Origin of the sequence: uncultured Algibacter sp., from assembly GCF_963976535.1 — a bacterium.
Classification (GTDB): domain Bacteria; phylum Bacteroidota; class Bacteroidia; order Flavobacteriales; family Flavobacteriaceae; genus Algibacter_B.
Genome location: NZ_CAXBLF010000013.1, coordinates 15584 through 38880 on the forward strand (window position 1 = coordinate 15584; position 23297 = coordinate 38880).

General features: G+C 30.1%; 26 protein-coding genes. 17 read left to right on the forward strand and 9 right to left on the reverse strand.

Annotation, left to right across the window (positions count from 1 at the left end):
- Positions 1–2256, reverse strand: coding sequence for a tetratricopeptide repeat protein (locus AAC024_RS05720; RefSeq protein WP_339894245.1), 2256 nt, complete (start codon positions 2254–2256; stop codon positions 1–3).
- Positions 2257–2507: 251 nt separating this feature from the next.
- Between AAC024_RS05720 and AAC024_RS05725 the strand changes: the two genes are divergently transcribed.
- From AAC024_RS05725 to AAC024_RS05745, 5 genes are read left to right on the forward strand one after another with little or no spacing between them, the layout of a single operon-like run.
- Positions 2508–3407: a MerR family transcriptional regulator gene (locus tag AAC024_RS05725; RefSeq protein WP_339894246.1), complete on the forward strand. Its 900-nt coding sequence runs from the start codon at positions 2508–2510 to the stop codon at positions 3405–3407.
- Positions 3408–3451: 44 nt separating this feature from the next.
- Positions 3452–4924 (forward strand): phytoene desaturase family protein, encoded by a 1473-nt coding sequence (crtI, locus tag AAC024_RS05730; RefSeq protein ID WP_339894247.1) that lies wholly within the window; start codon positions 3452–3454, stop codon positions 4922–4924.
- A complete protein-coding gene (locus tag AAC024_RS05735; RefSeq protein WP_339894248.1) occupies positions 4921–5760 on the forward strand; it encodes a phytoene/squalene synthase family protein in 840 nt (279 codons plus the stop codon). The genes crtI and AAC024_RS05735 overlap by 4 nt, the downstream gene beginning before the upstream one ends.
- A 10-nt stretch (positions 5761–5770) precedes the next feature.
- Entirely contained in the window at positions 5771–6220 is a 450-nt protein-coding gene (locus AAC024_RS05740; RefSeq protein ID WP_339894249.1) for a sterol desaturase family protein, read from the forward strand.
- 3 nt (positions 6221–6223) lie between these two features.
- Positions 6224–6937 carry a lycopene cyclase domain-containing protein gene (locus tag AAC024_RS05745; RefSeq protein WP_339894250.1) on the forward strand — a complete coding sequence of 238 codons (714 nt, stop codon included), beginning with the start codon at positions 6224–6226 and terminating at the stop codon, positions 6935–6937.
- 226 nt (positions 6938–7163) lie between these two features.
- Here AAC024_RS05745 and AAC024_RS05750 read toward each other — a convergent pair whose 3' ends face one another.
- The 7 genes from AAC024_RS05750 to AAC024_RS05780 all read right to left on the reverse strand — a co-directional run bounded on the left by AAC024_RS05750 (position 7164) and on the right by AAC024_RS05780 (position 11656).
- The gene (locus AAC024_RS05750) at positions 7164–7724 is read right to left on the reverse strand and encodes a TlpA disulfide reductase family protein (RefSeq protein ID WP_339894251.1); all 561 of its coding nucleotides are present in this window, start codon (positions 7722–7724) and stop codon (positions 7164–7166) included.
- 71 nt (positions 7725–7795) lie between these two features.
- Positions 7796–8659, reverse strand: a complete 864-nt coding sequence (locus AAC024_RS05755; protein ID WP_339894252.1) for an anti-sigma factor — start codon at positions 8657–8659, stop codon at positions 7796–7798.
- Between the two features lie 76 nt (positions 8660–8735).
- On the reverse strand, positions 8736–9407 hold the full coding sequence (locus AAC024_RS05760; RefSeq protein ID WP_339894253.1) for a Crp/Fnr family transcriptional regulator: 672 nt from the start codon (positions 9405–9407) through the stop codon (positions 8736–8738).
- Between the two features lie 115 nt (positions 9408–9522).
- Complete coding sequence (locus tag AAC024_RS05765) at positions 9523–9951, reverse strand: DUF5606 domain-containing protein (RefSeq protein WP_339894254.1); 429 nt, start codon at positions 9949–9951, stop codon at positions 9523–9525.
- 54 nt (positions 9952–10005) lie between these two features.
- The gene (def, locus tag AAC024_RS05770) at positions 10006–10596 is read right to left on the reverse strand and encodes a peptide deformylase (protein ID WP_339894255.1); all 591 of its coding nucleotides are present in this window, start codon (positions 10594–10596) and stop codon (positions 10006–10008) included.
- A gap of 86 nt (positions 10597–10682) precedes the next feature.
- The gene (gene ruvX / locus AAC024_RS05775) at positions 10683–11093 is read right to left on the reverse strand and encodes a Holliday junction resolvase RuvX (protein ID WP_339894257.1); all 411 of its coding nucleotides are present in this window, start codon (positions 11091–11093) and stop codon (positions 10683–10685) included.
- Between the two features lie 251 nt (positions 11094–11344).
- On the reverse strand, positions 11345–11656 hold the full coding sequence (locus AAC024_RS05780; RefSeq protein ID WP_339894258.1) for a hypothetical protein: 312 nt from the start codon (positions 11654–11656) through the stop codon (positions 11345–11347).
- Between the two features lie 326 nt (positions 11657–11982).
- On the opposite strand from AAC024_RS05780, the gene AAC024_RS05785 reads away from it, so the two are divergent.
- The 4 genes from AAC024_RS05785 to AAC024_RS05800 all read left to right on the forward strand — a co-directional run bounded on the left by AAC024_RS05785 (position 11983) and on the right by AAC024_RS05800 (position 15793).
- Positions 11983–12798, forward strand: a complete 816-nt coding sequence (locus AAC024_RS05785; RefSeq protein ID WP_339894259.1) for a 2,3,4,5-tetrahydropyridine-2,6-dicarboxylate N-succinyltransferase — start codon at positions 11983–11985, stop codon at positions 12796–12798.
- 109 nt (positions 12799–12907) lie between these two features.
- The gene (locus AAC024_RS05790; protein ID WP_339894260.1) at positions 12908–13978 is read left to right on the forward strand and encodes a glycosyltransferase family 9 protein; all 1071 of its coding nucleotides are present in this window, start codon (positions 12908–12910) and stop codon (positions 13976–13978) included.
- Entirely contained in the window at positions 13960–15045 is a 1086-nt protein-coding gene (locus AAC024_RS05795; RefSeq protein ID WP_339894262.1) for a CDP-glycerol glycerophosphotransferase family protein, read from the forward strand. The genes AAC024_RS05790 and AAC024_RS05795 overlap by 19 nt, the downstream gene beginning before the upstream one ends.
- Positions 15038–15793, forward strand: a complete 756-nt coding sequence (locus tag AAC024_RS05800) for a glycosyltransferase family 2 protein (RefSeq protein ID WP_339894263.1) — start codon at positions 15038–15040, stop codon at positions 15791–15793. Before AAC024_RS05795 ends, AAC024_RS05800 begins: the two co-directional genes overlap by 8 nt.
- Before the next feature lie 5 nt (positions 15794–15798).
- On the opposite strand, the gene AAC024_RS05805 is transcribed toward AAC024_RS05800, so the two are convergent.
- Positions 15799–16563 carry a lipopolysaccharide kinase InaA family protein gene (locus tag AAC024_RS05805; protein ID WP_339894264.1) on the reverse strand — a complete coding sequence of 255 codons (765 nt, stop codon included), beginning with the start codon at positions 16561–16563 and terminating at the stop codon, positions 15799–15801.
- Between the two features lie 140 nt (positions 16564–16703).
- Here AAC024_RS05805 and AAC024_RS05810 point away from each other — a divergent pair, with 140 nt between their 5' ends.
- From AAC024_RS05810 to AAC024_RS05845, 8 genes are all read left to right on the forward strand, one after another.
- Positions 16704–17543 carry a glycosyltransferase gene (locus tag AAC024_RS05810; protein ID WP_339894265.1) on the forward strand — a complete coding sequence of 280 codons (840 nt, stop codon included), beginning with the start codon at positions 16704–16706 and terminating at the stop codon, positions 17541–17543.
- A 25-nt stretch (positions 17544–17568) separates the two neighbouring features.
- Positions 17569–18213: a class I SAM-dependent methyltransferase gene (locus AAC024_RS05815; RefSeq protein ID WP_339894266.1), complete on the forward strand. Its 645-nt coding sequence runs from the start codon at positions 17569–17571 to the stop codon at positions 18211–18213.
- 8 nt (positions 18214–18221) lie between these two features.
- Positions 18222–19184, forward strand: a complete 963-nt coding sequence (locus tag AAC024_RS05820; RefSeq protein ID WP_339894267.1) for a hypothetical protein — start codon at positions 18222–18224, stop codon at positions 19182–19184.
- 30 nt (positions 19185–19214) lie between these two features.
- Positions 19215–19745, forward strand: a complete 531-nt coding sequence (locus AAC024_RS05825) for a Sua5/YciO/YrdC/YwlC family protein (RefSeq protein ID WP_339894289.1) — start codon at positions 19215–19217, stop codon at positions 19743–19745.
- A 26-nt stretch (positions 19746–19771) separates the two neighbouring features.
- Positions 19772–20146: a GxxExxY protein gene (locus AAC024_RS05830; RefSeq protein ID WP_339894268.1), complete on the forward strand. Its 375-nt coding sequence runs from the start codon at positions 19772–19774 to the stop codon at positions 20144–20146.
- A 59-nt stretch (positions 20147–20205) separates the two neighbouring features.
- Positions 20206–21630 carry an HD domain-containing protein gene (locus AAC024_RS05835; RefSeq protein ID WP_339894269.1) on the forward strand — a complete coding sequence of 475 codons (1425 nt, stop codon included), beginning with the start codon at positions 20206–20208 and terminating at the stop codon, positions 21628–21630.
- Positions 21627–22079, forward strand: coding sequence for a GNAT family N-acetyltransferase (locus tag AAC024_RS05840; RefSeq protein WP_339894270.1), 453 nt, complete (start codon positions 21627–21629; stop codon positions 22077–22079). Before AAC024_RS05835 ends, AAC024_RS05840 begins: the two co-directional genes overlap by 4 nt.
- A 73-nt stretch (positions 22080–22152) precedes the next feature.
- Complete coding sequence (locus AAC024_RS05845; protein WP_339894271.1) at positions 22153–23169, forward strand: COX15/CtaA family protein; 1017 nt, start codon at positions 22153–22155, stop codon at positions 23167–23169.
- Positions 23170–23297 lie beyond the last annotated feature (128 nt).

Below are 23297 nucleotides of genomic sequence, written 5' to 3' on the forward strand. Positions count from 1 at the left end.
TTATTGAGTTCTACCGTTTAATTGATTTAGAAAGTTTGAGTAGTTAGAATTATTAGGATATAATTCTACTAAATTTTCAACCACTTCTTTTGCTTTTTCAATTTTATTATCTTTTGAGTATAAATAAGCCAACATATACAATAAATCTTCATTTTTTGGATCTTTTTTAAGCCCTTTCAAAGTAAATAATTCTGCGTTTTTCAAATCATTAACTTTATCATATAGCAGACTTATATTGTAATATGGTCTTATATTTTCGGGCATGTACTTTATCGCTTTTTGCAACTGCATAATCGCTTCTTCATATCTGTTTAGTTCTGCCAACAATAAACCATAAGAATAATAAGTTTGTCCGAATTCTGGTTCTTGATTGATTATGGTTTTAAAAGCATTTTCTGCTTTCTTGAAATCTCCATCTTGATAATACAAATTAGCCAAATTTGTTCTAACTATATTATTAATATAATCGATTTCTAAAGCACTTTCATATCCTTTTATACTCGTTTTCAAATCGCCCTTTTTTAAGGCATAATCTGCTTTTTTAATTCTGCCACCAACAAAATCAGCAGTAACGTTTAAATTGGTGTCAAACTCCTTTTTTACTTTTTTGTATGCTGCTTTATATGTCTCAGGTATTTGAATTTCATCTAAAGACGCCAGAACAAAGAATGCCTTTACTCGTACCGAGCGTTTTTCATCTTGAAGTAATGGTAACGCATAATTTATATAATCTTGAGAATTAATTTCGCCTAATACATCTAATGATACTGCTCTAACCAATGGTGAATCGTCATTTAAAAAACTAATCATCTTATCAATACTGGAGGTATCTAAATAATTACTCATCGTTTTTATCGCTGATGCTCTAGCAATTTCTGGATAAATTGTATCTGTTGCTAATTCTAATAAGCCCTCTAAAGCATTTGGTTTTCTTGTTAAACCTGGCGCTAACAGTTCTGAAAAATGTTTGTAATCTGGTTGACCGTAGTAATTCTTGAATTGCTCCCAGGCCCATTCGTTGTCTTTATCATTATGGCATTGTGTACATGCATTTGGAGTATCATATTTTAAACTTAAATCTGGTCTTGGCACTCTAAAACTATGATCTCGCCTAAAATCATTACCCATATAATACTTACCTGTCATGTGGCAATTAATACATTTAGTACCTTCGGAATTATCTTTATGAAAATGATGTGTGGGCGTATTGTAAGATTCTGGTAAATGACACTGTGTACAAAGTTGATTGCCTTTAAACTTTAACTCCAACGAATGTGCGTTATGGCAGTTTATACAACTCACGCCATTATGATACATTTTACTTTGTACAAACGAACCGTAAACATAAACTTCATCTAAAATTTGACCATCCGGATGGTATAAGTTTTCAGCTATTAATTGTGGAAAGTAATGATCAAGCATAGTACCTTCAAAATTAAAATGAGCAGTAATTTGTTCTCTTCGCATGTGGCATCTAGCACATTCATCTACAAGCTTTTTTGAATCTGTATGGCTCATCATTTTTAAGTCACTAATTGACTTGTATGCATTGCCAAGTTTATTAACTTGTTCAACATGACTTTTTCCTGGTCCATGACAAGCTTCACAACTCACATTTATAAGCGCGTATTGAGTATCATAACTATGATTTTCTAAATCGTAATTTTTTCTAACATTTGTTGAATGGCAGTCTGAGCACATCGTATTCCAATTTAAACCACCTCTAGACCAATGTAGCCACTCAGAATGAACTACCTTAAAGTCTGGATACAAATCAAACCAATTACCTTTCTCAGTGTCCCAAGCGGTTCTTAAACATTGATAATGTCCATTAGGAAATTGAACTATATATTGTTGCAGAGGTTTAATACCAAAAACATATTCAATTTTATAATCTTCATAAGTACCTTCTGGCCCTTCAGTATTCACAAAAAAATCTTCTCCCCTTTTAAAAAAAAAGGATGTAATGCCTTGACTTTTAAATTTCACATTATTAAAATCTCCTAAAACGGTAGAATCTGAAACAGTTTGCATCGCTTTATCATGATGAGATCCTTGCCACAATTTGAACTCAGGAGTATGACATTCCTTGCATTTTTGATCTCCTAAAAAATGATTATCTGGGATTAACTTGGTTGATGTAAAAACAGTTTTTACGTCTTCAGAATTAGCTACGTATTTTGATTCCTTCTGTTTACAAGAGAAAAAAATTACTATTAAAACAAAAACAACAGATAATTTTTTAAGAAATTTCAATGTGAAAAATGTTACGATTAGGTAGGCTTTAAAAGTAAGTAATTTATTTGCCCTAAAAGCTAAGTTAATACATATTTCAACTGAAAATTACGGAAGTATAATAACCTTTTAAAACTGTACATCCAACAAATATTTAGCAATTACTTAAATAAAGGAAACTCTAAATTACTATCAAATAATTGCTTAATTAATAAATTGTATTGCCCGTTAAATAAAAAAATGTATTTTTGTTTAACATAAACTCATTTTAAGTGAACAACATTAAAATTAACTTTAGTATTAAAGATTTAGAAAATCTTACAGGTATAAAAGCTCATACCATACGCATTTGGGAAAAACGCTATAATTTACTAAGCCCTAATAGATCTGACACTAACATTCGAAATTACAATATAACGAGTTTTCAAAAACTTTTAAATATTTCTTATCTAAATAACAATGGGCTTAAAATTTCTAAAATAGCTGAGCTTGATGAAGAACAAATCCCTATAAAAGTTAGAGAAATTGCGTCAAGAGCTCAAGTTGAAGATCATGCCATCAATGCATTAAAAATGGCAATGATTAATTTTGATCAAGTTTTATTTTACACTACCTATAATAACTTACTCGAAAACAAGACTTTTAGCGAAATTTTTTATTCTGTTTTTCTTCCTCTACTTAATGAGATTGGGCTTTTATGGCAAACAGATACAATTACTCCTGCACATGAACATTTTTTATCTGTGCACATAAAACAAAAAATACTTTTAAACACTGAACGTTTGCAGCTTTTGGAGCCAAAACCAGTATCAAAAACATTTGTTCTTTTCTTACCTGAAAACGAAATTCATGATATCGGACTTCTTTTTATAAACTATCAATTAAGAAGCAAAGGCTATCACACTATATTCTTAGGAGAAAGTGTTCCAATGGAAAGTTTATCAGATTTACTTGCGTTTTTTAACGAAGTTACCTTTATCTCTTATTTTACAGTTTACCCTGAAACTAAAGACATAACTAACTATATAAAAAACTTTAACAACTTACTTCTGAACAAGGACGATACTAACCTTTTGCTATTAGGTAAAAAATTTACGGATTTCAAATTAGAAAACAAACCAGAAAAAGTTTCTATCTATAATTCTATAGAAAATTTAGTTAAAGATTTCTAAATATTTTATTTTTGTTTAACTTTTTTGTATATTTGTTAAACATTATGAAATCAACTGTTAATATTATTGGTTCTGGGTTTTCTTCCCTCGCTGCGTCATGCTATCTAGCTAAAGCTGGATACAAGGTTACAATTTTTGAAAAAAACAACACCATTGGCGGACGTGCTAGACAACTTCTTAAAGATGGTTTTACATTTGATATAGGCCCAACATGGTATTGGATGCCAGATGTATTTGAACGTTTTTTTTCTGATTTTAATAAAAAGCCCTCAAATTATTACACCTTAGAAAAATTAAATCCAGCTTACAGTGTTTACTTTGGTAAAGACGATTATATAACTATTGAAGATACTCTTGAAAAAATCACCCAAGCTTTTGAAAAAGAAGAACCTGGAAGCTCAAAAAAGTTAAAAAAGTTCATCAAAATTGCAAAAAGCAATTATGACATTGCCATTAAAGATTTGGTTTATAATCCTGGTGTATCACCTTTAGAATTAATTACGCCAGCAACTATAAAAAAAATAAATCAATTTTTTAGCACCATAAAAAAAGATGTTAGAAAAGAATTTAAAAATGATAGATTAGTAAAAATTCTTGAATTTCCTGTACTATTTTTAGGAGCTAAACCCAGTGATACGCCTTCATTTTATAGTTTTATGAATTATGCTGATTTTGGTTTAGGTACATTTCACCCTAAAAAAGGCATGTACCAAGTCATTCTTGCAATGGAAAGTTTAGCTAAAGAACTTGGAGTTACTATTAAGGTGAATTCACCAATTGAAAAGATTATAGTCCAAAACGAAGAAGCAAAAGGCATCGTTTCGAACGGAAAAAATTATTATTCTGATATTGTAGTAAGTGGAGCTGATTATCATCACACGGAAACACTTTTAGATAAATCGCTAAGACAATACTCCGAGAACTATTGGGAAAAGAAAACTTTTGCGCCCTCTTCCCTCCTTTTTTATGTAGGTTTTAATAAGAAATTAAAAAACGTAAATCATCATACATTATTTTTTGATGTAGATTTTGATGTGCATGCAGAAGCTATTTATGACAACCCTAAATGGCCAGAAAACCCCCTTTTCTATGCTAGTTTCCCAAGTTTTACAGATAATAGTGTTGCCCCTGAAGGAAAGGAAGCTGGTATATTTTTAATACCCTTAGCTCCTGGTTTAGAAGACACACCCGAATTAAGATTACAGTATTTTAATAAGATTATTGATCGTTTTGAAAATTTAACATCACAAAATGTTCGAAATAATATCATATTTAAAGAAAGTTTTTGCTTAAACGACTTTATAAAAGATTACAATTCATATAAAGGGAATGCCTATGGGATGGCTAATACCTTAATACAAACCGCATTTTTAAGACCGAAAATAAAAAGTGGAAAAGTGAAAAATTTATTTTTCACGGGTCAGTTAACAGTTCCTGGACCTGGAGTACCACCCTCATTGATTTCAGGGAAATTAGTAGCTGATTTAGTAACAAAACACCATAGTATTTTAGTATGAAACAATTATTTGATACCGTCTCTTACAATTGCAGTAAGGTTGTAACTAAAACATACAGCACATCGTTTTCATTGGCTACCAAGATGTTATATAAATCAATTAGAAGTGATATATATAACATATATGGGTTTGTACGTTTTGCTGATGAAATTGTAGATTCTTTTCATGATTATGATAAAGAAGCCCTTTTCAACAGATTTTCTGATGATTTAGAATTATCATTAAAAAATAAAATCAGCTTAAACCCTATTTTAAACTCCTTTCAACATACATTTCACAAATACCAAATTGATAAATCTCTTGTTGACGCTTTTATGGAAAGTATGCGATTAGATTTGCATAAATCAACCTATCTAACCGACGACGAATACAAAGCATACATCTATGGATCTGCTGATGTTGTTGGCCTTATGTGCTTAAAAGTTTTTGTTAAAGGAGATGATAAAAAATACAACGAACTTAAAGATACTGCTATGGCATTAGGTTCTGCGTTTCAAAAAGTAAATTTCCTAAGGGATTTAAAAGCCGATTTTGAAGGTTTGGATAGAACCTATTTCCCAAATACCGATTTGAAAAATTTAGATGAACCATCAAAACAAGATATTATTGATGACATTGATGCAGATTTTGAGAAAGGCTTAAGCGGTATCAAAAAACTCCCAATTGAAGCTAAGTTTGGGGTTTTTATGGCTTACAGATATTACAGTCAACTATTGAAAAAACTAAAAAAAACACCAGCATTAAAAATAAAAGATTCCAGAATACGCGTTTCTAATCCTAAAAAAATTGAACTTTTAATGCGCAGTTATGTAAAATATCAATTAAATTTAATGTAAATTCTAAGTGATGGACGCCCTATACTGGATACTCATATTTTTAAGCACGTATTGTTTCATGGAATTTATGGCGTGGTTTACCCATAAATACATTATGCATGGTGCGTTGTGGAGTTTGCACAAAGACCACCATCACAAAGATCATGATAGCTGGTTTGAACGTAACGATGCCTTTTTTATATTCTACGCCGTAGTTAGTATGGGTTTCTTTTTACTTTGGAAATACACCCATTTTTGGCAAGGTTTACCTATTGGTTTAGGAATTTTCGCTTACGGGTTATCATACTTCCTAGTTCATGATATATTTATACATCAGCGTTTTAAATTGTTTAGAAATGCTAACAATTGGTATGCAAGAGGGGTAAGACGTGCTCATAAAATACACCACAAACACTTAGAAAAAGGTGATGGTGAATGCTTCGGCATGTTATTTGTTCCTTTTAAATATTTCAAAAAATAACAGATGAATTATTTATATCTGTTGCTAAACTTAGGATCTTTATCTGTTCCTTTTATCTTTAGTTTTCATCCTAAATTAAAATTTTACAAGCTTTGGAAGCCTTTATTTATTGGTATATTAACTAGTATGCTGATTTTTATTCCTTGGGACATTCTTTTTACAAAAGAAGGTATTTGGGGTTTTAATAATGACTATTTTTTAGGAATTAAATTCTTCTTGCTTCCCATTGAAGAATGGCTGTTTTTTATATGTATTCCTTACGCCTGTGCTTTTACACATTATGCATTACTTTATTATTTTCCAAGCTTAAAATTATCAAAAAGAATTACTAAAACCATTAGTTACTTTCTTATTTTATTATTCATTATACTTTCATTATACCATTATAATAAATGGTACACATTTATAAATTTCACATTAGCTTCTATATTGATTATGATTGTTATCAATAAAAACCTCAATCTTTTAAGTCATTTTTATTTAACTTTTTTAGTAATGCTAATTCCTTTTTTTATTGTGAATGGTATATTAACTGGAAGTTTTGTTGAAAACGAAGTAGTTTGGTATAATAATTTAGAAAATTTGAATATCAGAGTGTTTACAATTCCTATTGAAGATATCATTTATGCCTTTACATTAATTCTATTGAATTTGTTTGTTATGACTTTGTTTGAAACTAAGAATAAACTACCTCGGGACAAGCCCACGAAGTATTAAAATTCCAAAAAGACAAAAACTAAATTCCAAAAAAAAAAAAAACGAGGAAAGCCTCGGGGTATTAAACCCAAAAAAATCAATAAATTATCTTTTTAGTACATGACAAAAATATAAAAGTGTCACATTGAGCGCAGTCGAAATGCTTTTGAATACGATATTTCCAATGTCTTCGACTGCGCTCAGATTGACATCTGATATATTATCAATTTTTGTCATGTACTCAGAATTATCTTAATAAATCATCAATAGTATTTCTAACGGCTTTACTATTCCAATTAGCAGCACCCGTTTTATCAATTACTATCCGACCATTTTTGTCTATTAAAAATGTTCTAGGAATACTTGTAACATTAAACACCTCAGGGTATTCAGTAATTGGATTATATACGTCAAAAGTATATCCCTTTTTGCGAATAAACTCATTGATTACTGAAAATTCTTCATTTGACACAAAAACAAATTCAATTTTATCTTTATAATCATCATATAATAATTGCATACTTGGCATTTCAGCAATACAAGGCGGACACCAAGTTGCCCAAAAATTGACTAAAACCACTTTCTCTTTTGTGCTTTCAAAATTAAAATCGGTGCCATCCTTAGTTTTCAAACTCCAAATATAATCCTCAACTACAACCTGCTTTGATTTATCAATTGTTGAAGGACCAAAAAGTGCGAAGCTCTTATGCAGTAAAACCTGTATTGGCTGTCGTGTTTGTGGAATAAGTAATACCCCAATTAATATAAAAAAAATGATGTTCTTTATTTTGCTTCTAGAAAATTTCATGTTATGGTATTAAAAGGCATAGTTTCTAAGTTGAAACTATGCCTTAAATCTAACAAAAAAAACTTTAAGTTTTACCTAGTAACTTCACCCCAGGGTAAAGAGGCTAAGTTCTGACCAAAGTTATATGTTGCAGGAGCAGTATCTTGTCCTGCAGTTCCCACTAAAGGTTTCATTGCAAAAGGAGCTGGTGAATTATCTGGCACAGGTTCAACAGAAATAACAACTGTTCTCCCTCTTACATCCAAAGGAAATGTTTCTCCTGTAGGTGCGTTTAAAAAGAAATCTTCACCAGGTACTGGAGGTCCTGCTTGTGATGTTTCACTAAAATCATCAAAAACATCAGCAGTATTAAATGCATTAAACGTTCCTGTTGTAATTGGCCCACTGTCTCCAACTACCCAACCTTCATAAGCCCAACCTGCTGGTAATTCAGGAAGCACAAAATTTGGTGTTGGTGGTGCTCCTGGAGTACCAAACCAAACGCCGTTTTCATCATTTCCATTGTTGGTTCCTGTTTCGTCTGTTGGCGTTCTTAAAAAGAAAGCTCCAGCTGCCGTACTAAAATCTCCAACAACATCTGTATTTACATTTGCCGAATTACCTGAAAAGTCACCAACTAAAAGTTTTGTGTCTGCTGGTGCCGGATCAGGATCGTTTGCTGGTTCAATAGAAAGCACAAATCTTGTTGCACTACTTAATTGATCTGCATTAACTGAAAAAGTTTGTGGAAATGTAACTGAAGAAAATGTTCCTGTTGAAATAGGTGCTCCGTTTACAATCATCCATCCTTCATAAACATAATCGCTACCTAATGCTTCTAATCCATTAAGATCTAAGGTTAAGTTAGCATTTGTTGTCGCGTTATCATCATCATTACTACAAGATGTAGCAAAAATTCCTATGGCTAATATGGCCAAAAACATTTTTTTAATCATGGTATTATTTTTAAGTATTTTAATTATACTTCAAAATTATACCATGTAGATTATATAAAATGTTAGCTATCTAACATTAAGCACTTTTTTCATGAATTCTAATCTCTTTTCTCGTAAACTCAATGATATTTTCTTCTTTTAACTCGTTTAAAAGAATATTTAATGTTGGTCTAGATGTGCCTATTAAACAAGCTATGTCTTTTTGGGTATATGGATGTTTTATAACTTTATCTCCTGTTTTTTCACAATCATAGCCATAATCCATACATAACTCGTCTAAAAATTCAAGGAGCCGTGTTTTGGCATCTTTAAAAAGTAATAATTGCAAACGTCTTTCAAGTTTTTTTAATTTAAAACCAATAACTTTATATATTTTTAAACTGAAGTTTTGATTGTTTCGCATTAAGTCATGCATCGTATTAACTCCCACGGGACAAATACTAGTGCTATTATCAATGGATTGTGCAAATTCCTCTCGTTTTGAGTCACCTAAAATAGCTGTTTCTCCAAATATTTCACCACGTGTTAAAATAGCTTTTACAATTTCGTCGCCTTCTTCGCTGTAATAACCAATTTTTACTTTTCCTTTTTCTATAAGATAAACTTTGTTAGCAGAATCTTCTTCAAAATAAATGTAATCTTTCTTTTTGTAAGCATCAAAATCATGCTCAGCTTTATAGGCTTTGAATTTATGGGGACAAAGTACCTTGAAAAGATTGACATCGTCAAAACACCAAAGTGATTTCATTATGTTTATTCGTTTTGTTAGATATTATAAAGTCGAAAAAAATAGTCTATACTTACGAAAAGCGCATAAAAAAACCTCCACAGATTGGAGGTTTAACTTTATATATTTAGAATATCTATTCTTCTTCGTCAGTTGATTTTTCATCTTCATCATCTGATAATATGTCTAACATGTTATGTTGTTGCAATAAATTATACCATTGAATCACTTTTTTAATATCACTGGCATAAACTCTATCTTCATCATAATCTGGTAAAACATTAAAGAAATATTCTTCTAATTTATCTTTACTGTCTTTTGCTTTAACTGCAGTTGGCTCACCGTTTTCTTTCTTTTTTATATTCTTAAAAACTTGGCGTAAAGGCACTTCTTCAGTTAATGTATAAATGGCAATTTCACTTAAAACACTTACATTATTTTGTACGCTAACAGAAATTCGCTTATTATCTACTAATGACTCCGCAACAAAACCTCCTCGTGTTTGAGTTATTAACTTGTATAACCCGGATTTTCCTGAAATTGAAATAACTTTATCTAAACTCATAAATTAATTTTTGAAAAGCGCAAATATCAAGTGTTTATTAATGTATTGCAAATATTATCGTTTCTTTTTTTGGTCAGGAAAACGCATTCTGTAATCTACATCTATTTTCCCTTTCGATATGTTGGTAAGCCTACCTTTTATTAAACGCTTTTTTAAATTTGAAAGTTTATCTGTGAATAAAATGCCTTCTATATGATCGTATTCATGCTGAATCACTCTGGCTATCAAACCATCAAAAGACTCTTTATGTGGTTTAAAATTTTCATCAAGATACTCAATTGTAATGTTTGGTTTTCTAAATACATCTTCCCTTATGTCAGGAATACTCAAGCATCCTTCATTAAAAGCCCACTCATCACCTTCTTCTTCAACAATTTTAGCATTAATAAAAACGCGCTTAAAACCGTTTAAAGTGTCTTGCTCTTCTTTGGTTAAAACGTCATCATCAGCAAAAGGTGTCGTATCAACTAAAAATAAGCGAATAGACAGGCCAATTTGAGGTGCAGCAAGACCAACGCCATAGGCATTATACATGGTCTCGAACATGTTTTCTAAAAGTATATCGAAATTAGGATAATCTCTAGTGATTTCTTTAGATTTCTTCTTTAAAACTGGGTCTCCGTAGGCTACAATTGGTAAAATCATTCTGCGTAATATTAATATTTGCAAAAATACAATACTTATACTTTATGCGTTGTATTTAACAAAAAATTATTCTTTTGGAAATATAATTATTTTGAATACAAATAGCTTTGCAAAATAAGTGTTGCACTAATTTCATCTATCAGTGCTTTATTTTTTCGCTGATTCTTTTTTAAACCACTATCAATCATGGTTTGGAATGCCATTTTAGATGTAAAGCGTTCATCAATACGTTTTATAGGGATATTTGGAAACGCTTTTTCTAACTTAGATATAAAAGGTAAAATATGTACTTCACTTTCAGAAGCTGAATTATCCATTTGTTTTGGCTCACCGACTAAGAATAGTTCGACAGTTTCTTTGGTGGTATAATCTTTTAAAAATTGAAGCAAATGTTTGGTAACAACTGTAGTTAATCCAGAAGCTATAATTTGCAACTCATCAGTTACAGCAATACCTGTTCTTTTCGTACCAAAATCAATCGCCAAAATTCTTGCCATATTTTCTTTTTTGTAAAAATAACAAAGAATCTTTTAAGATTCTGTGTTTAGTTTCCCGATTTATTCATAGGTTACTATTTTATAATAATGAATTCATGAATCATACGATTACTCGGGAATGAAAATTTCAAAGGAAATCTTGAGAATAATAATTCTCAAAAATTACTTCTCAATTAAAACGAGAAAGGCCATCCTTTCGGACAGCCTTTCTCAATAGTTAACCTTAATTATTAATACTTGAACATTATCTTTTAAACGCTAGTAGCTTTGTTTATTCCTTTAAATACTAAATTGATGTTACTAACTTTTCTTTTATGGTTTAAGTAAATTCTAATATCACTAGAACTACGAGCTATCGTTTTATTTATTTTGGTAGCATCAATTAACAATGAATCGTTTTCTTTAATAGTATTAACCGCTGTAGTTACAGTAGCTATTTCATCATCAATAGAAAAAGAAATAGTTTTATTAGTTTCAATCTCTACAACTGCAGATGTGCTTTGAGCATTCCCGATAGAGAAGGTAAGTAATAAAGTTAATAATATGTAAAAATTTGTTTTCATTCGTTTATCATTGTTTGATGGTTCAAATATATAAACAGATGATAGGTGTACCACAAAATATTAGTTGTAGAACCCTGTATTTTCGTTAACTAGAGAAGCTACAAATTTTTATCGATGAATAGTTTAAAAGCGTATTTTATCGCTCAAATGCACTTTAATGTGTTTTTTATCGAGGCTAGATTCGTTTAGAAGATAAAATGCACAATTCTATCCTTTAAAAACCACTAATAAATTGAATATTTCTTATGGAATACTACTTATTATTATGGCTATTTCAATGCCTTTTTAAATGATAGCCATTATATTTGTCAAAAATTATAATAGCAATGACTGAACTACAACAAATCATAGAGAAAGCTTGGGATAATAGAGCTCTTTTAAAAGAAGAACGGACAACCACAGCAATAAGAAATGTAATAGATTTATTAGATCAAGGTGAATTAAGAGTTGCAGAACCAATTTCTGGTGGTTGGCAGGTTAACGAATGGATAAAAAAAGCTGTTGTTTTATATTTCCCAATTCAAAAAATGGAAACTTTAGAATCTGGAATTTTTGAATATCATGATAAAATTCCATTAAAGAAAAACTTTGCTGAACGCGGCATTAGAGTGGTTCCCAATGCGGTTGCACGTCATGGCGCATATATTTCTCCTGGAACCATATTAATGCCCAGTTATGTAAATATTGGAGCTTATGTAGATAAAGGTACTATGGTTGATACTTGGGCAACTGTTGGTAGCTGTGCTCAAATTGGTAAAAATGTCCATTTATCGGGTGGTGTTGGTATTGGTGGTGTTTTGGAGCCTTTACAAGCTGCACCTGTAATTATTGAAGATAATGCCTTTATTGGCAGCCGTTGTATAGTTGTTGAAGGTGTGCGAGTTGAAACTGAAGCTGTTTTAGGAGCTGGAGTGATTTTAACAATGAGTACAAAAATAATTGATGTCACTGGTGATGAGCCAATTGAATATAAAGGTGTTGTTCCAGCGCGTTCTGTAGTTATTCCAGGTAGTTATGCAAAAGAATTTCCTTCTGGCAGCTATAATGTACCTTGTGCATTAATTATTGGAAAACGTAAAGAGAGTACAAATAAAAAAACATCGTTAAATGATGCGCTTCGTGAGCATAGTGTTGCGGTATAAAAGAAGTTGGCAGTGTTCAGTAAGCATTTAGCAGTCTTCAGTCGGCAGTACTTACTCGGATATCAAAAAGTTTGTTAAAAACTGTAAACGGCATACTGGAGACTATAAAATGAAAATTCTAATTATACAACAAAAAATGATTGGTGATGTGCTAACAAGCAGTATTTTGTTTGAGGCATTAAAAAAAAAGTACCCTAAATCTGAATTGCATTATCTAATAAATTCGCATACATATCCAGTTGTTGAAAACAACCCTTTTATAGATAAGTTTATTTTTTTTACACCCGAAATGGAGAAAAATAAGCTCAAATTCTACGGTTTTCTAAAATCTATAAGGCGTGAGAAATATGATGCTATTGTTGATGTTTATGGAAAGTTAAGTAGTGCTTTAATAACGCTTTTTGCCAAAGCCAAAATAAAATCTGCATATTACAAAAAGCATACTTCTTTTATATTTTCTAATACTTTTAAACGTTTAACACAACCTGTGAACAATGCAAGTTTAGCCGTGGAAAACAGATTGAAATTATTAGAACCATTAAAAGTTGAATTTACAAATATTTCTACTAAAATATATTTAAAGAATGATGAGATTGAAACATCTAGACATTTTTTAGAAACTCATAAAATTGATTTAACAAATCCGCTTTTCATGATTAGTGTTTTAGGTAGCACCCAACAGAAAACCTATCCTTTAAATTATATTGCAGAACTAATTGATGTAATAGCAGAATATAAAAACTCACAAATACTATTCAATTATATACCAAAACAGGAAGTTGATGCAAGAAAGGTTTATAATTATTGTAAAGCAAGCACTCAAAAAAAAATATTTTTTAATGTATATGGCAAAAGCTTAAGAGAGTTTTTAGCAATTACTAAACACTGTAGTGCATTAATAGGTAATGAAGGAGGTGCAAACAATATGGCTAAAGCTTTAAACATTCCAACCTTTACCATATTTTCACCGTATTTAAATAAGAAAAATTGGTTTGGTGAAGTTGAAACCAAAACTCATGTTGCGATACATTTATCAGATTTTATAAAATTTAATGAAGTAGACCGAGCAAATGCTAAACAAAATCCTGAAGCTTATTATTTAAAACTTGAACCAAATTTTATAAAACCTCAACTTAACTCTTTTTTAAGTACTTTAGATAAATGCAATACAAGTTTTTAATTTATATATCGTATAGTTATGCTGTTCCTATTGGAAATCCTCTAGAAGAAGATATTAAAAACAGAGGATTTGAAGTGCAATGGTTTAGTGATCTAGAAGATGGAAACAAAGCGTTACATAATAAATCGAATGTCTTAAAAAACATAAAAGATGTAATACATTACAAACCTGATATTGTTTTAGCTGCTACCGATGATGTACCAGATTTTATTACAGGTATAAAGGTTCAGATATTTCATGGATTTCTATCTTTCAAACGACTTGAAAAGAAAAATGTAGAAGCACATTTTAGAATTAGAGGTTTTTTTGATTTGTATTGTACACAAGGGCCATCTAGCACAAAGGGTTTTAAATTACAACAAAACAAATACCCCCATTTTGAAATTATAGAAACTGGTTGGAGTAAGGTAGATCCTTTATTTCCAATTGAAAAAAAGGAAATAACGAATACAATAATGATCGCCTCAACATTTACTGAACGTTTAAGTTTAGCTTATAACGATGCTATTTTTAATGACATTAAAAGATTATCAAATTCTGGAAATTATAATTTTTTGCTGGTTTTACATCCTAAGCTCCCTGAACAGCTAAAGGCGAAATGGGAAACTTTAAACAATAAAAATTTCACGTATTACAATACTACTGATTTAATTCCACTGTTTAAAAAAGCTGATATCATGTTTGCAGACACAACTTCAGCCATTCAAGAGTTTTTAGTCCAAAAAAAACCAGTTGTTACATTCAATCACACCATAAAACATAATTATTTAATTCATGTAGACAAAGTATCAAATATTGAAGCTGCGTTAAATCTTGCTTTATCATACCCTAAAGATCTGCTAAAAAATATTGATGTTTTTATTGATGAACTTCATCCTTACTTTGATGGAAAATCTAGTAAACGCGTTATAGAAACTACAATTGATTTTCTTCACAAGGATAAGCGTTATTTAAAATCTAAGCCATTAAATTTGTTACGTAAGTACAAAATGCGAAAGCGCCTAAAGCATTTCACATTAAAAAGTTTCAATAAACCCTATACCATTTTAAAAGATTTAAATGCATAAAATAACAGCTATAATTCCAACAGGAAACGAAATCCATAACATAGAAGCTGTTATTGCTTCGGTTGATTTTGCAGATGAAATTTTAGTGGTAGATAGCTTCAGTACCGATGGTACTTATGAAAAAGCACAAGAGTTAGCTACAAAAGTGATTAGACGAAAATACCAATATTCGGCTTCGCAAAAAAATTGGGCAATTCCGCAGGCTACTCATGAATGGATTTTATTAGTTGATGCAGATGAACGTGTTATTACTGAGTTAAAAGAAGAAATCATACATATCTTAAGTCAGCCAAAACAAGAACATGATGCTTATTGGATAGGAAGAATAAATCACTTCATGGGAGAACGTGTACATTATAGTGGTTGGCGAAATGATAGTGTTATTCGTTTATTTAAACGTGACTTATGCAAATATGAAGACAAACATGTACATGCAGAAATTATTGTTCAGGGCACTGTAGGTCATTTAAAAAATAAACTTTACCATAACACATACATTACTTTTGATAAGTATTTAGAAAAAATGAATCGCTATGCATGGTGGCAAGCTAAAGATTATGATAAAAAAACGGGACTGATAACACCTTATCATTTAGTCATCAAACCATTTTGGGGTTTCATTAAACATTATATTATACAAAGTGGCTTTAGAGATGGTATGGTAGGTTTCACCATAGGTTGTGTACAAAGCTATGTCATTTTTATGCGTTACGTAAAGCTTTGGTTATTGCGTAGAAATAGAGAGTAATATTTTTATCTCCAGAAAAAATATTTTTTCTTAAAATTTTCTCTATTCGTATATTTTGATGAAAATTCAATGGAAAAATCATGCATTCTTTCCCTTATTTCCTTTTCGTTCTTATTAGGATATAATTTTGCATACTCATTACTTATTACCTCAAGTATTTTATCTCTTGGAGATAGTTTTGCGAAATTTTTCATTCGGTCATCAAAAATCATTGGCATAAATTTCATTCTATTTAAATCTACTAAATAGAAATCGTAAGTATCCTCATCAATTTTTTTAATCAATGTATTTCCTGGAGAATGGTCTAAAAAATTTATTTGATTTTCATGAAGCTGAAAGGTAAAACGGGTGAACTGTCTAATAATATTTTCAAAATCAGGATAATCGTTATTTCTTGTTAATTCTCTGATCGTAAAATCGTATTTAAACTGCTCACTAACATAAAAACTTTTTTTAAAGAAAAGGAAGTTCGTATATTCAAAAAAAGCAATAGGTAATGGTGTGTTAATACCTGAATTTAAAAGCCTGTTAGCATATTCAAAAGAACGCCTTGCTTTAGATTTTCTAAAATATTTATATACTATTTGATTAACAATGTTAGGAGTTTTAAAAGCTTTTATATTTAATTCTACGTTATTTATAGGAATTATTTTAATTACATTTCTTGTACCTACTCCGTTCTTGTAAGTGTTGAAATTATGAATTATTTCGCTTAACTCACTATCTTCTATAAGCTTTTGGGTTTTATTAAAAAACTTAAATTCTTTCATTTTACTGATTTGAAGAAAGGTCCAATCACCTTGAAAATTATATATTTTTAACGTTTTAAATACTCATAGAATAGCAATAATTAAACTTATATACTAAGAAATTTGTATCATTGCAAATATAGGTTAAAAAACAAATTTATATGTTTAATCATTTTTTAATAACTCGATTTAATCTTAAAAGATCTGATTGGAAAACTAATAAAAATAATGAGGAAGTATTAACAGATGAATGGCATAAGAACCGTTTTAACCTTTTTACTAATTTTTGCTTCCCTTCCGTAGCTTCCCAAACCAATAAAAACTTTGAATGGCTTGTTTTTTTTGATAGTTCAACAACCAAAGTATATAGAGATTTAATAAAAACCTTAGAGGTTAAACTGCCTAATTTTAAGCCTTTTTTTATTGACGGCATGGATCAGTTTTTACCATCTTTAAAATCATATATATCTAAATTCAATGAAGATTTTATTATTACCAGCGGTTTGGATAATGATGATTGTATAAGTAAGAATTACATAAAAGAAGTTCAAGCTAACTTTAACAAACAAGATTTTTTAGCTTTAGATTTTGTTGATGGTTATACATTACAAATATCACCTAATGGCAAACTTGGGAAAAAACTACATCAATACAACCCATTTATTTCTCTCATAGAAAAAAACACAAACGCTCAAACAGTATGTAACGTTTCACATAGATTATGGAAAAAAGAAAAACGCATATTACAAATTAAAAATAAACGAGTTTGGTCATCGGTTATACATCAGGAAAATAAAGTCAATGAATTTACAGGATTTGGAAATGTGAATGAAACTGATTTTTTTGAAAACTTCATTATTTCGGATGAAAAAAGAAGTTTTTTACAAAAAAATATTATTCCACAAAAAAAATGGATTATATCAAGTACAATTAATAACTGCTCATCGCATTGGAATATCATTTTTAAAAATTTCAAGAAACAATTAGGGCTTTATAATTAGCATACAATTAGATAATATATACTATATGGATTACGAAAACAAACCCACTGGTTATTATGACAATAATAGAGAAGAGATGTTATCATTTTTACCTAAAAATTATAAAACCGTTTTAGATGTGGGTTGTGCAGATGGTTCTTTTGCGAAAAGTATAAAGGACAGAAGTGGAGCCGAAGTTTGGGGTGTAGAGTATATGCCTGATGAAGCTGAAAAAGCCAGTTCTAAAATTGACAAAGTCTTATCTGGTGCCATTGAGGTTTGTATGGAAAAAATACCTAATAACTATTTTGATGTTATTTATTTTAATGATGTGTTAGAGCACCTTGTCGATCCTTACGTAGTTTTAGATAAAATGAAATATAAGCTTTCAGACAATGGTATTGTAATTAGTTCTATTCCAAATATGAGATACCATAGAGCTTTAAAAGAGTTAGTAATTAAAAAAGATTGGAAATATGCAGAGCATGGTACATTAGACAAAACTCATCTTCGTTTTTTTACAAAAAAAAGTATATATAGAATGTTTGAGGAAGCTGGTTACCATGTTACAACTCATAAAGGTTTAAATCCAAGCAAGTCTTTAAAACCATGGCTATATAACATACCTTTTTTATTTACTGCTTTAGATATCAGATATCTTCAATTTGTAACTATTGCTCAAGCAAAATAGAATTATTAATGAAAATAACTGTTATTAGTTTAGATAATTGGGGTTACAACAAATATATAATTGACGAGCTGAATACCTATGACTTTATAGAAACAAATCATATTAATTTCGATACGTTTATTTATCAATATCCATCAATATTCCATAGAATTTTTAATTTCTTTTTAAAAAGCATTTTTAATTTTAATCTAAAGCGTAATCATCTCAACAAAATAATTTTAAATCAAATAAAAAAATTAGGCCATCAGGATAAAATATTGGTAATCAAATCAGATTTTCTATCTATAAAAACAATCAAAAAATTAAAAGAAAACACTTCTGAGTTAATAGCCTTTTACAACGATAATATAGAAAGATGTCCAAGAATAAAACAAGTCTATTCTTATTTCGATACAAATTATTCATTTGAAAGAACCGATGTGGAAAAATATGGTTTCAATTTTATTTCAAACTATATATATCACGATCATCTTTCAAATAAACCAGATTTGAAAACAAAAACTATCTACGAAGTATTTAATATTTCCTCAATTGGAAAACGTAATAATACAATAGAAAACATAGCAATAGTTTTAGATAAAATAAATATAAAATATAAGATTATTATTGTTGGGAAAAAAGATTATCAGCCAAAAGGACAAATTCTATATCAAGGAAATAAAATAGATATTAAAGGTGTTAATCAACTTATTTCTGAATCGCGCACGTTGCTTGATGTACATAGGAAAGGTCAATCTGGATTAACTTTTAGAGTTTTGGATAGTTTAGCTTATCAAAAAAAACTAATTACAACAAATCCAGATATTAAAAACTATGATTTCTATAACCCTAAGAATATTTTAATCATTGATTCTGAAAATGTAAAGATACCCAGTTCCTTTTTTAAAAATGACTATGAGACTATTCCGCAGGATATTTATTATAATTATACATCAAAAAATTGGGTAAAAACAGTCTTTCAACTGAACTAATAAAATGAATTCTGAAAATAAATAGTTGAAATTTTAAATGAAGGAGGAATAATTCTATACCCAACAGATACCATTTGGGTAATTGGTTGTGATACTAATAGTGTTGAAGCTATTCAAAAAAATTACAAACTCAATAAAAGAGTTGAAACCAAAGCCATGATATGTTTAGTTGCTGTTTTAAAAATGCTAAAACACTTTGTAAAACATGTACCAAGTGCAACCCAATATATTATTGAGATAAGTGATAAGCCTTTAACAATAATCTACGACGATGCTCAAAACCTAGTATCAAATTTAATTACGAATGATGGTACTATTTCTATAAGAATTCCAGATGATGATTTTTGTTATTGGCTTACAAGAAAATTAAATGGCGTCGTAGTTTCAACATCTGCAAATATTAGCCCTAAGCCCACTCCAAAATCATATAAAGAAATTGCTCCAGCCATTTTAAAAGGTGTAGACTATGTTGTAAATTTGCATCACGAAAAAATCTGCAACAAACCGTCATTAATAATTAAATTGAGTAATAATGGTTTGGTTAAAGTGATTCGAGAATAAATTGAGCCACGAATACACGAATATTTATGTCTAACATTATCTATAAAGATGAAAGTTATGCAATAGTTGGTGTTTTGTTTGACGTCTATAATAATTTAGGATCTGGTTTTTCTGAAATAGTATATAAAGATGCTTTAGAATATGAATTAAAAAAATTAAAAATTCCTTTTCAAAGAGAAAAAGAATATAAAGTGACTTATAAAGACATTACGTTGAAGCATAAGTTTTACGCTGATTTTGTGGTTTTTGATAAAATTATTTTAGAAATAAAATCCGTTGAAAACTTACACGATAAACATATTGCGCAGTGTATAAATTATTTAAAAGTATCAAATAACAAATTAGCCATTTTAGCTAATTTTCATAAAGATTTATTAGACCACAAAAGAATCGTTTTATAAATAACAATAGTAAAAAAAGACCGACTGAAAAACATTCGTGTATTCGTGGCATTAAAAAAATGAATTACAAAGACGCATTACATCATCCTATATTTAAAATCATTTCAAAATCTGCTGAAGAACTTCAAATAGAGTCTTTTGTAATTGGTGGTTTTGTACGTGATTTTCTTTTGAAGCGTGGTGATGCTAAAGACATTGATGTAGTTGCCATTGGAGATGGCATTAAACTAGCACAGCAGGTTGCCAAAAACCTTCCTAATAAACCCAAAGTTCAGATTTTTAAAACTTACGGCACTGCCATGTTAAGGCATGATGATATCGAAATTGAATTCGTAGGTGCTCGAAAAGAATCTTACACTGAAGATAGCAGAAATCCTGCTGTTGAAAATGGATCTTTAGTAGATGACCAAAACCGCAGAGATTTTACAATTAACGCACTAGCATTAAACTTAAAGGCCCAACGTTTTGGTGATTTAATCGACCCTTTTAATGGTATTAAAGATTTAGAGAACAAAATCATAAAAACCCCTCTAAATCCAGATATTACTTATAGCGATGACCCATTACGCATGTTACGTGCTATACGTTTTGCTACACAACTTGGTTTTACTATTGAAGATAAATCACTTGAATCTATAACAAAAAATAGTGATAGAATAAAAATCATTACTAACGAGCGCATTGTTACCGAACTTCATAAAATACTTGAAAGTAAAAGACCATCCATAGGATTTTTACTATTAGAAACAACAGGATTATTAAAACATATTTTACCAGAATTAACAGCTTTAAAAGGTATTGATGAAGTTGAAGGGCAACGCCATAAAGATAATTTTTATCATACTTTAGAAGTGGTTGACAACATAGCGTTAAACACCAATGATCTCTGGTTACGTTGGGCAGCTTTATTGCATGATATTGGAAAAGCGCCAACAAAAAAGTTTAGCAAAAAAGTAGGGTGGACATTTCATGGGCATGAATTTGAAGGCTCAAAAATGGTCTACAAATTATTTAAAAGATTAAAAATGCCATTGAATGATAAAATGAAGTTTGTTCAAAAAATGGTATTAATGAGTTCTAGACCTATTGTTTTAGCTGAAGATATGGCTACAGATTCAGCGGTACGTCGTTTGGTTTTTGATGCTGGCGATTATGTTGACGATTTAATGGTATTGTGCGAAGCAGATATTACAACCAAGAATCCTAAAAAATTCAATAAGTATCATAACAATTTTAAAATTGTAAGAGAAAAAATTGTTGAAGTTGAAGAACGTGATCATGTTAGAAATTTTCAACCACCAGTTTCAGGTGAGGAAATAATGAACACCTTCAATATAAAACCATCACGTGACATTGGTATCATTAAAGAGGCGATAAAAGAAGCTATTCTTGAAGGTGACATTCCAAATGAGTATGATGCTGCTTACCAATTAATGCTGGAAACGGGTAAAAAATTAGGACTCAAATCTAACATTGATTTATGATTAAGCTTGTTAGAACAAATTCAGAAAATAAAGATTTTGTCCGTTTAGTGGAATCTTTAAACAACTATTTAAAAATTGTTGATGGCGATGAACATGATTTTTACAATCAATACAATAATATTGATGTCTTAAAACACGTGGTAGTGGCATATAAAAATGAAATTCCATTAGCTTGTGGTGCATTTAAAGCTTTAGATGAAACCACTATTGAAATTAAACGTATGTTTACCCAAATTGATGCTCGAAGTAATGGTATGGCTTCCAAAGTTTTGAAAGAATTAGAAAAATGGTCAATAGAGCTATCTTATAAAACTTGTGTTTTAGAAACTGGAAAGAGACAAACAGAAGCCGTTTCGTTTTATAAAAAAATGAATTATTCCATAATTCCAAATTACGGACAATACAAAAACATAACGAATAGTTTATGTTTTAAAAAAGTATTTAAATAAACTATAGTCACCTCGAGCGCAGTCGAGAGGTTATTAATATTAACAGGTCTCGACTGCGCTCGACCAGACAGATATGAAAAAGGATAATAAGAAAGTAATTTACTGGCTTTTAGCAGGATGTATATTAATTTTCATCATGGTTGTTGTTGGCGGTATTACCAGACTTACACATTCTGGTTTATCTATTTCAAACTACAAATTGATTTCAGGCACTATTCCGCCAATGAATGATGTTGAATGGCAAACCGCTTTTGATTTGTATAAACAATATCCAGAATATCAAAAACTAAACCATCAATTTACACTTCAAGATTTTAAAGATATTTATTTCTGGGAATGGCTCCATCGTGTTATTGGAAGGTTTATAGGTTTGGTGTTTTTATTACCATTTTTATACTTTTTAATAACAAAGCAGCTCACTAAACCTACCATAAAAAAAGCTATAATTTTGTTAGGTTTAGGTGCGTTTCAAGGATTTTTAGGCTGGTATATGGTTAAAAGCGGTTTAGTGGATAATCCAGACGTAAGTCATTATAGATTAGCAGCACATTTAACAACCGCATTTATAACGTTTGCTTACACCTTTTGGGTGGCTTTGGATTTAATGTTCCTATCGAAAAAAGAAATAAATACATCATTTAGAAATTTAATCCGATGGGGATTAGTGCTTTTAGTAATACAAATCATTTATGGGGCCTTTGTAGCTGGTTTAGATGCAGGGTTTATCCACAATCATTGGCCAATGATGAGCGAGGGAAAATTTATTCATGAAACTGTTTACATAGAACAAAACCCAGTTTATAAAAACTTTATTCAAGGTAAAAGTGGTGTACAGTTTGTGCATAGAATTTTAGCTTTTGTGGTTCTTGGTTTTATTATTTCAATCTTTATAAAGTCCAAAAAAATGAGTCTAACAAGTTACCAATTTAAAGGTGTAAATATCCTTTTAATAATGGTTGGCATTCAATTCTTGCTTGGTGTTTTTGCCATACTATTACAAGTTCCTGTTTGGCTAGGTGTGGCACATCAAATCGGTGCTTTTTTCTTGTTAAGCGCCATAACATTTACACTTCATAGATTTAGTAAGTAAAACTATTTTTTGTTAAGATTCCCGCCTTCACGAGAATGCCAATTTCAACGGATATTACTAGATTAAGCCTAGTGAAATTCTTTTTGAATAATTTAAAAAAAGCTACCTTTGTAGCATAATTTGCTATT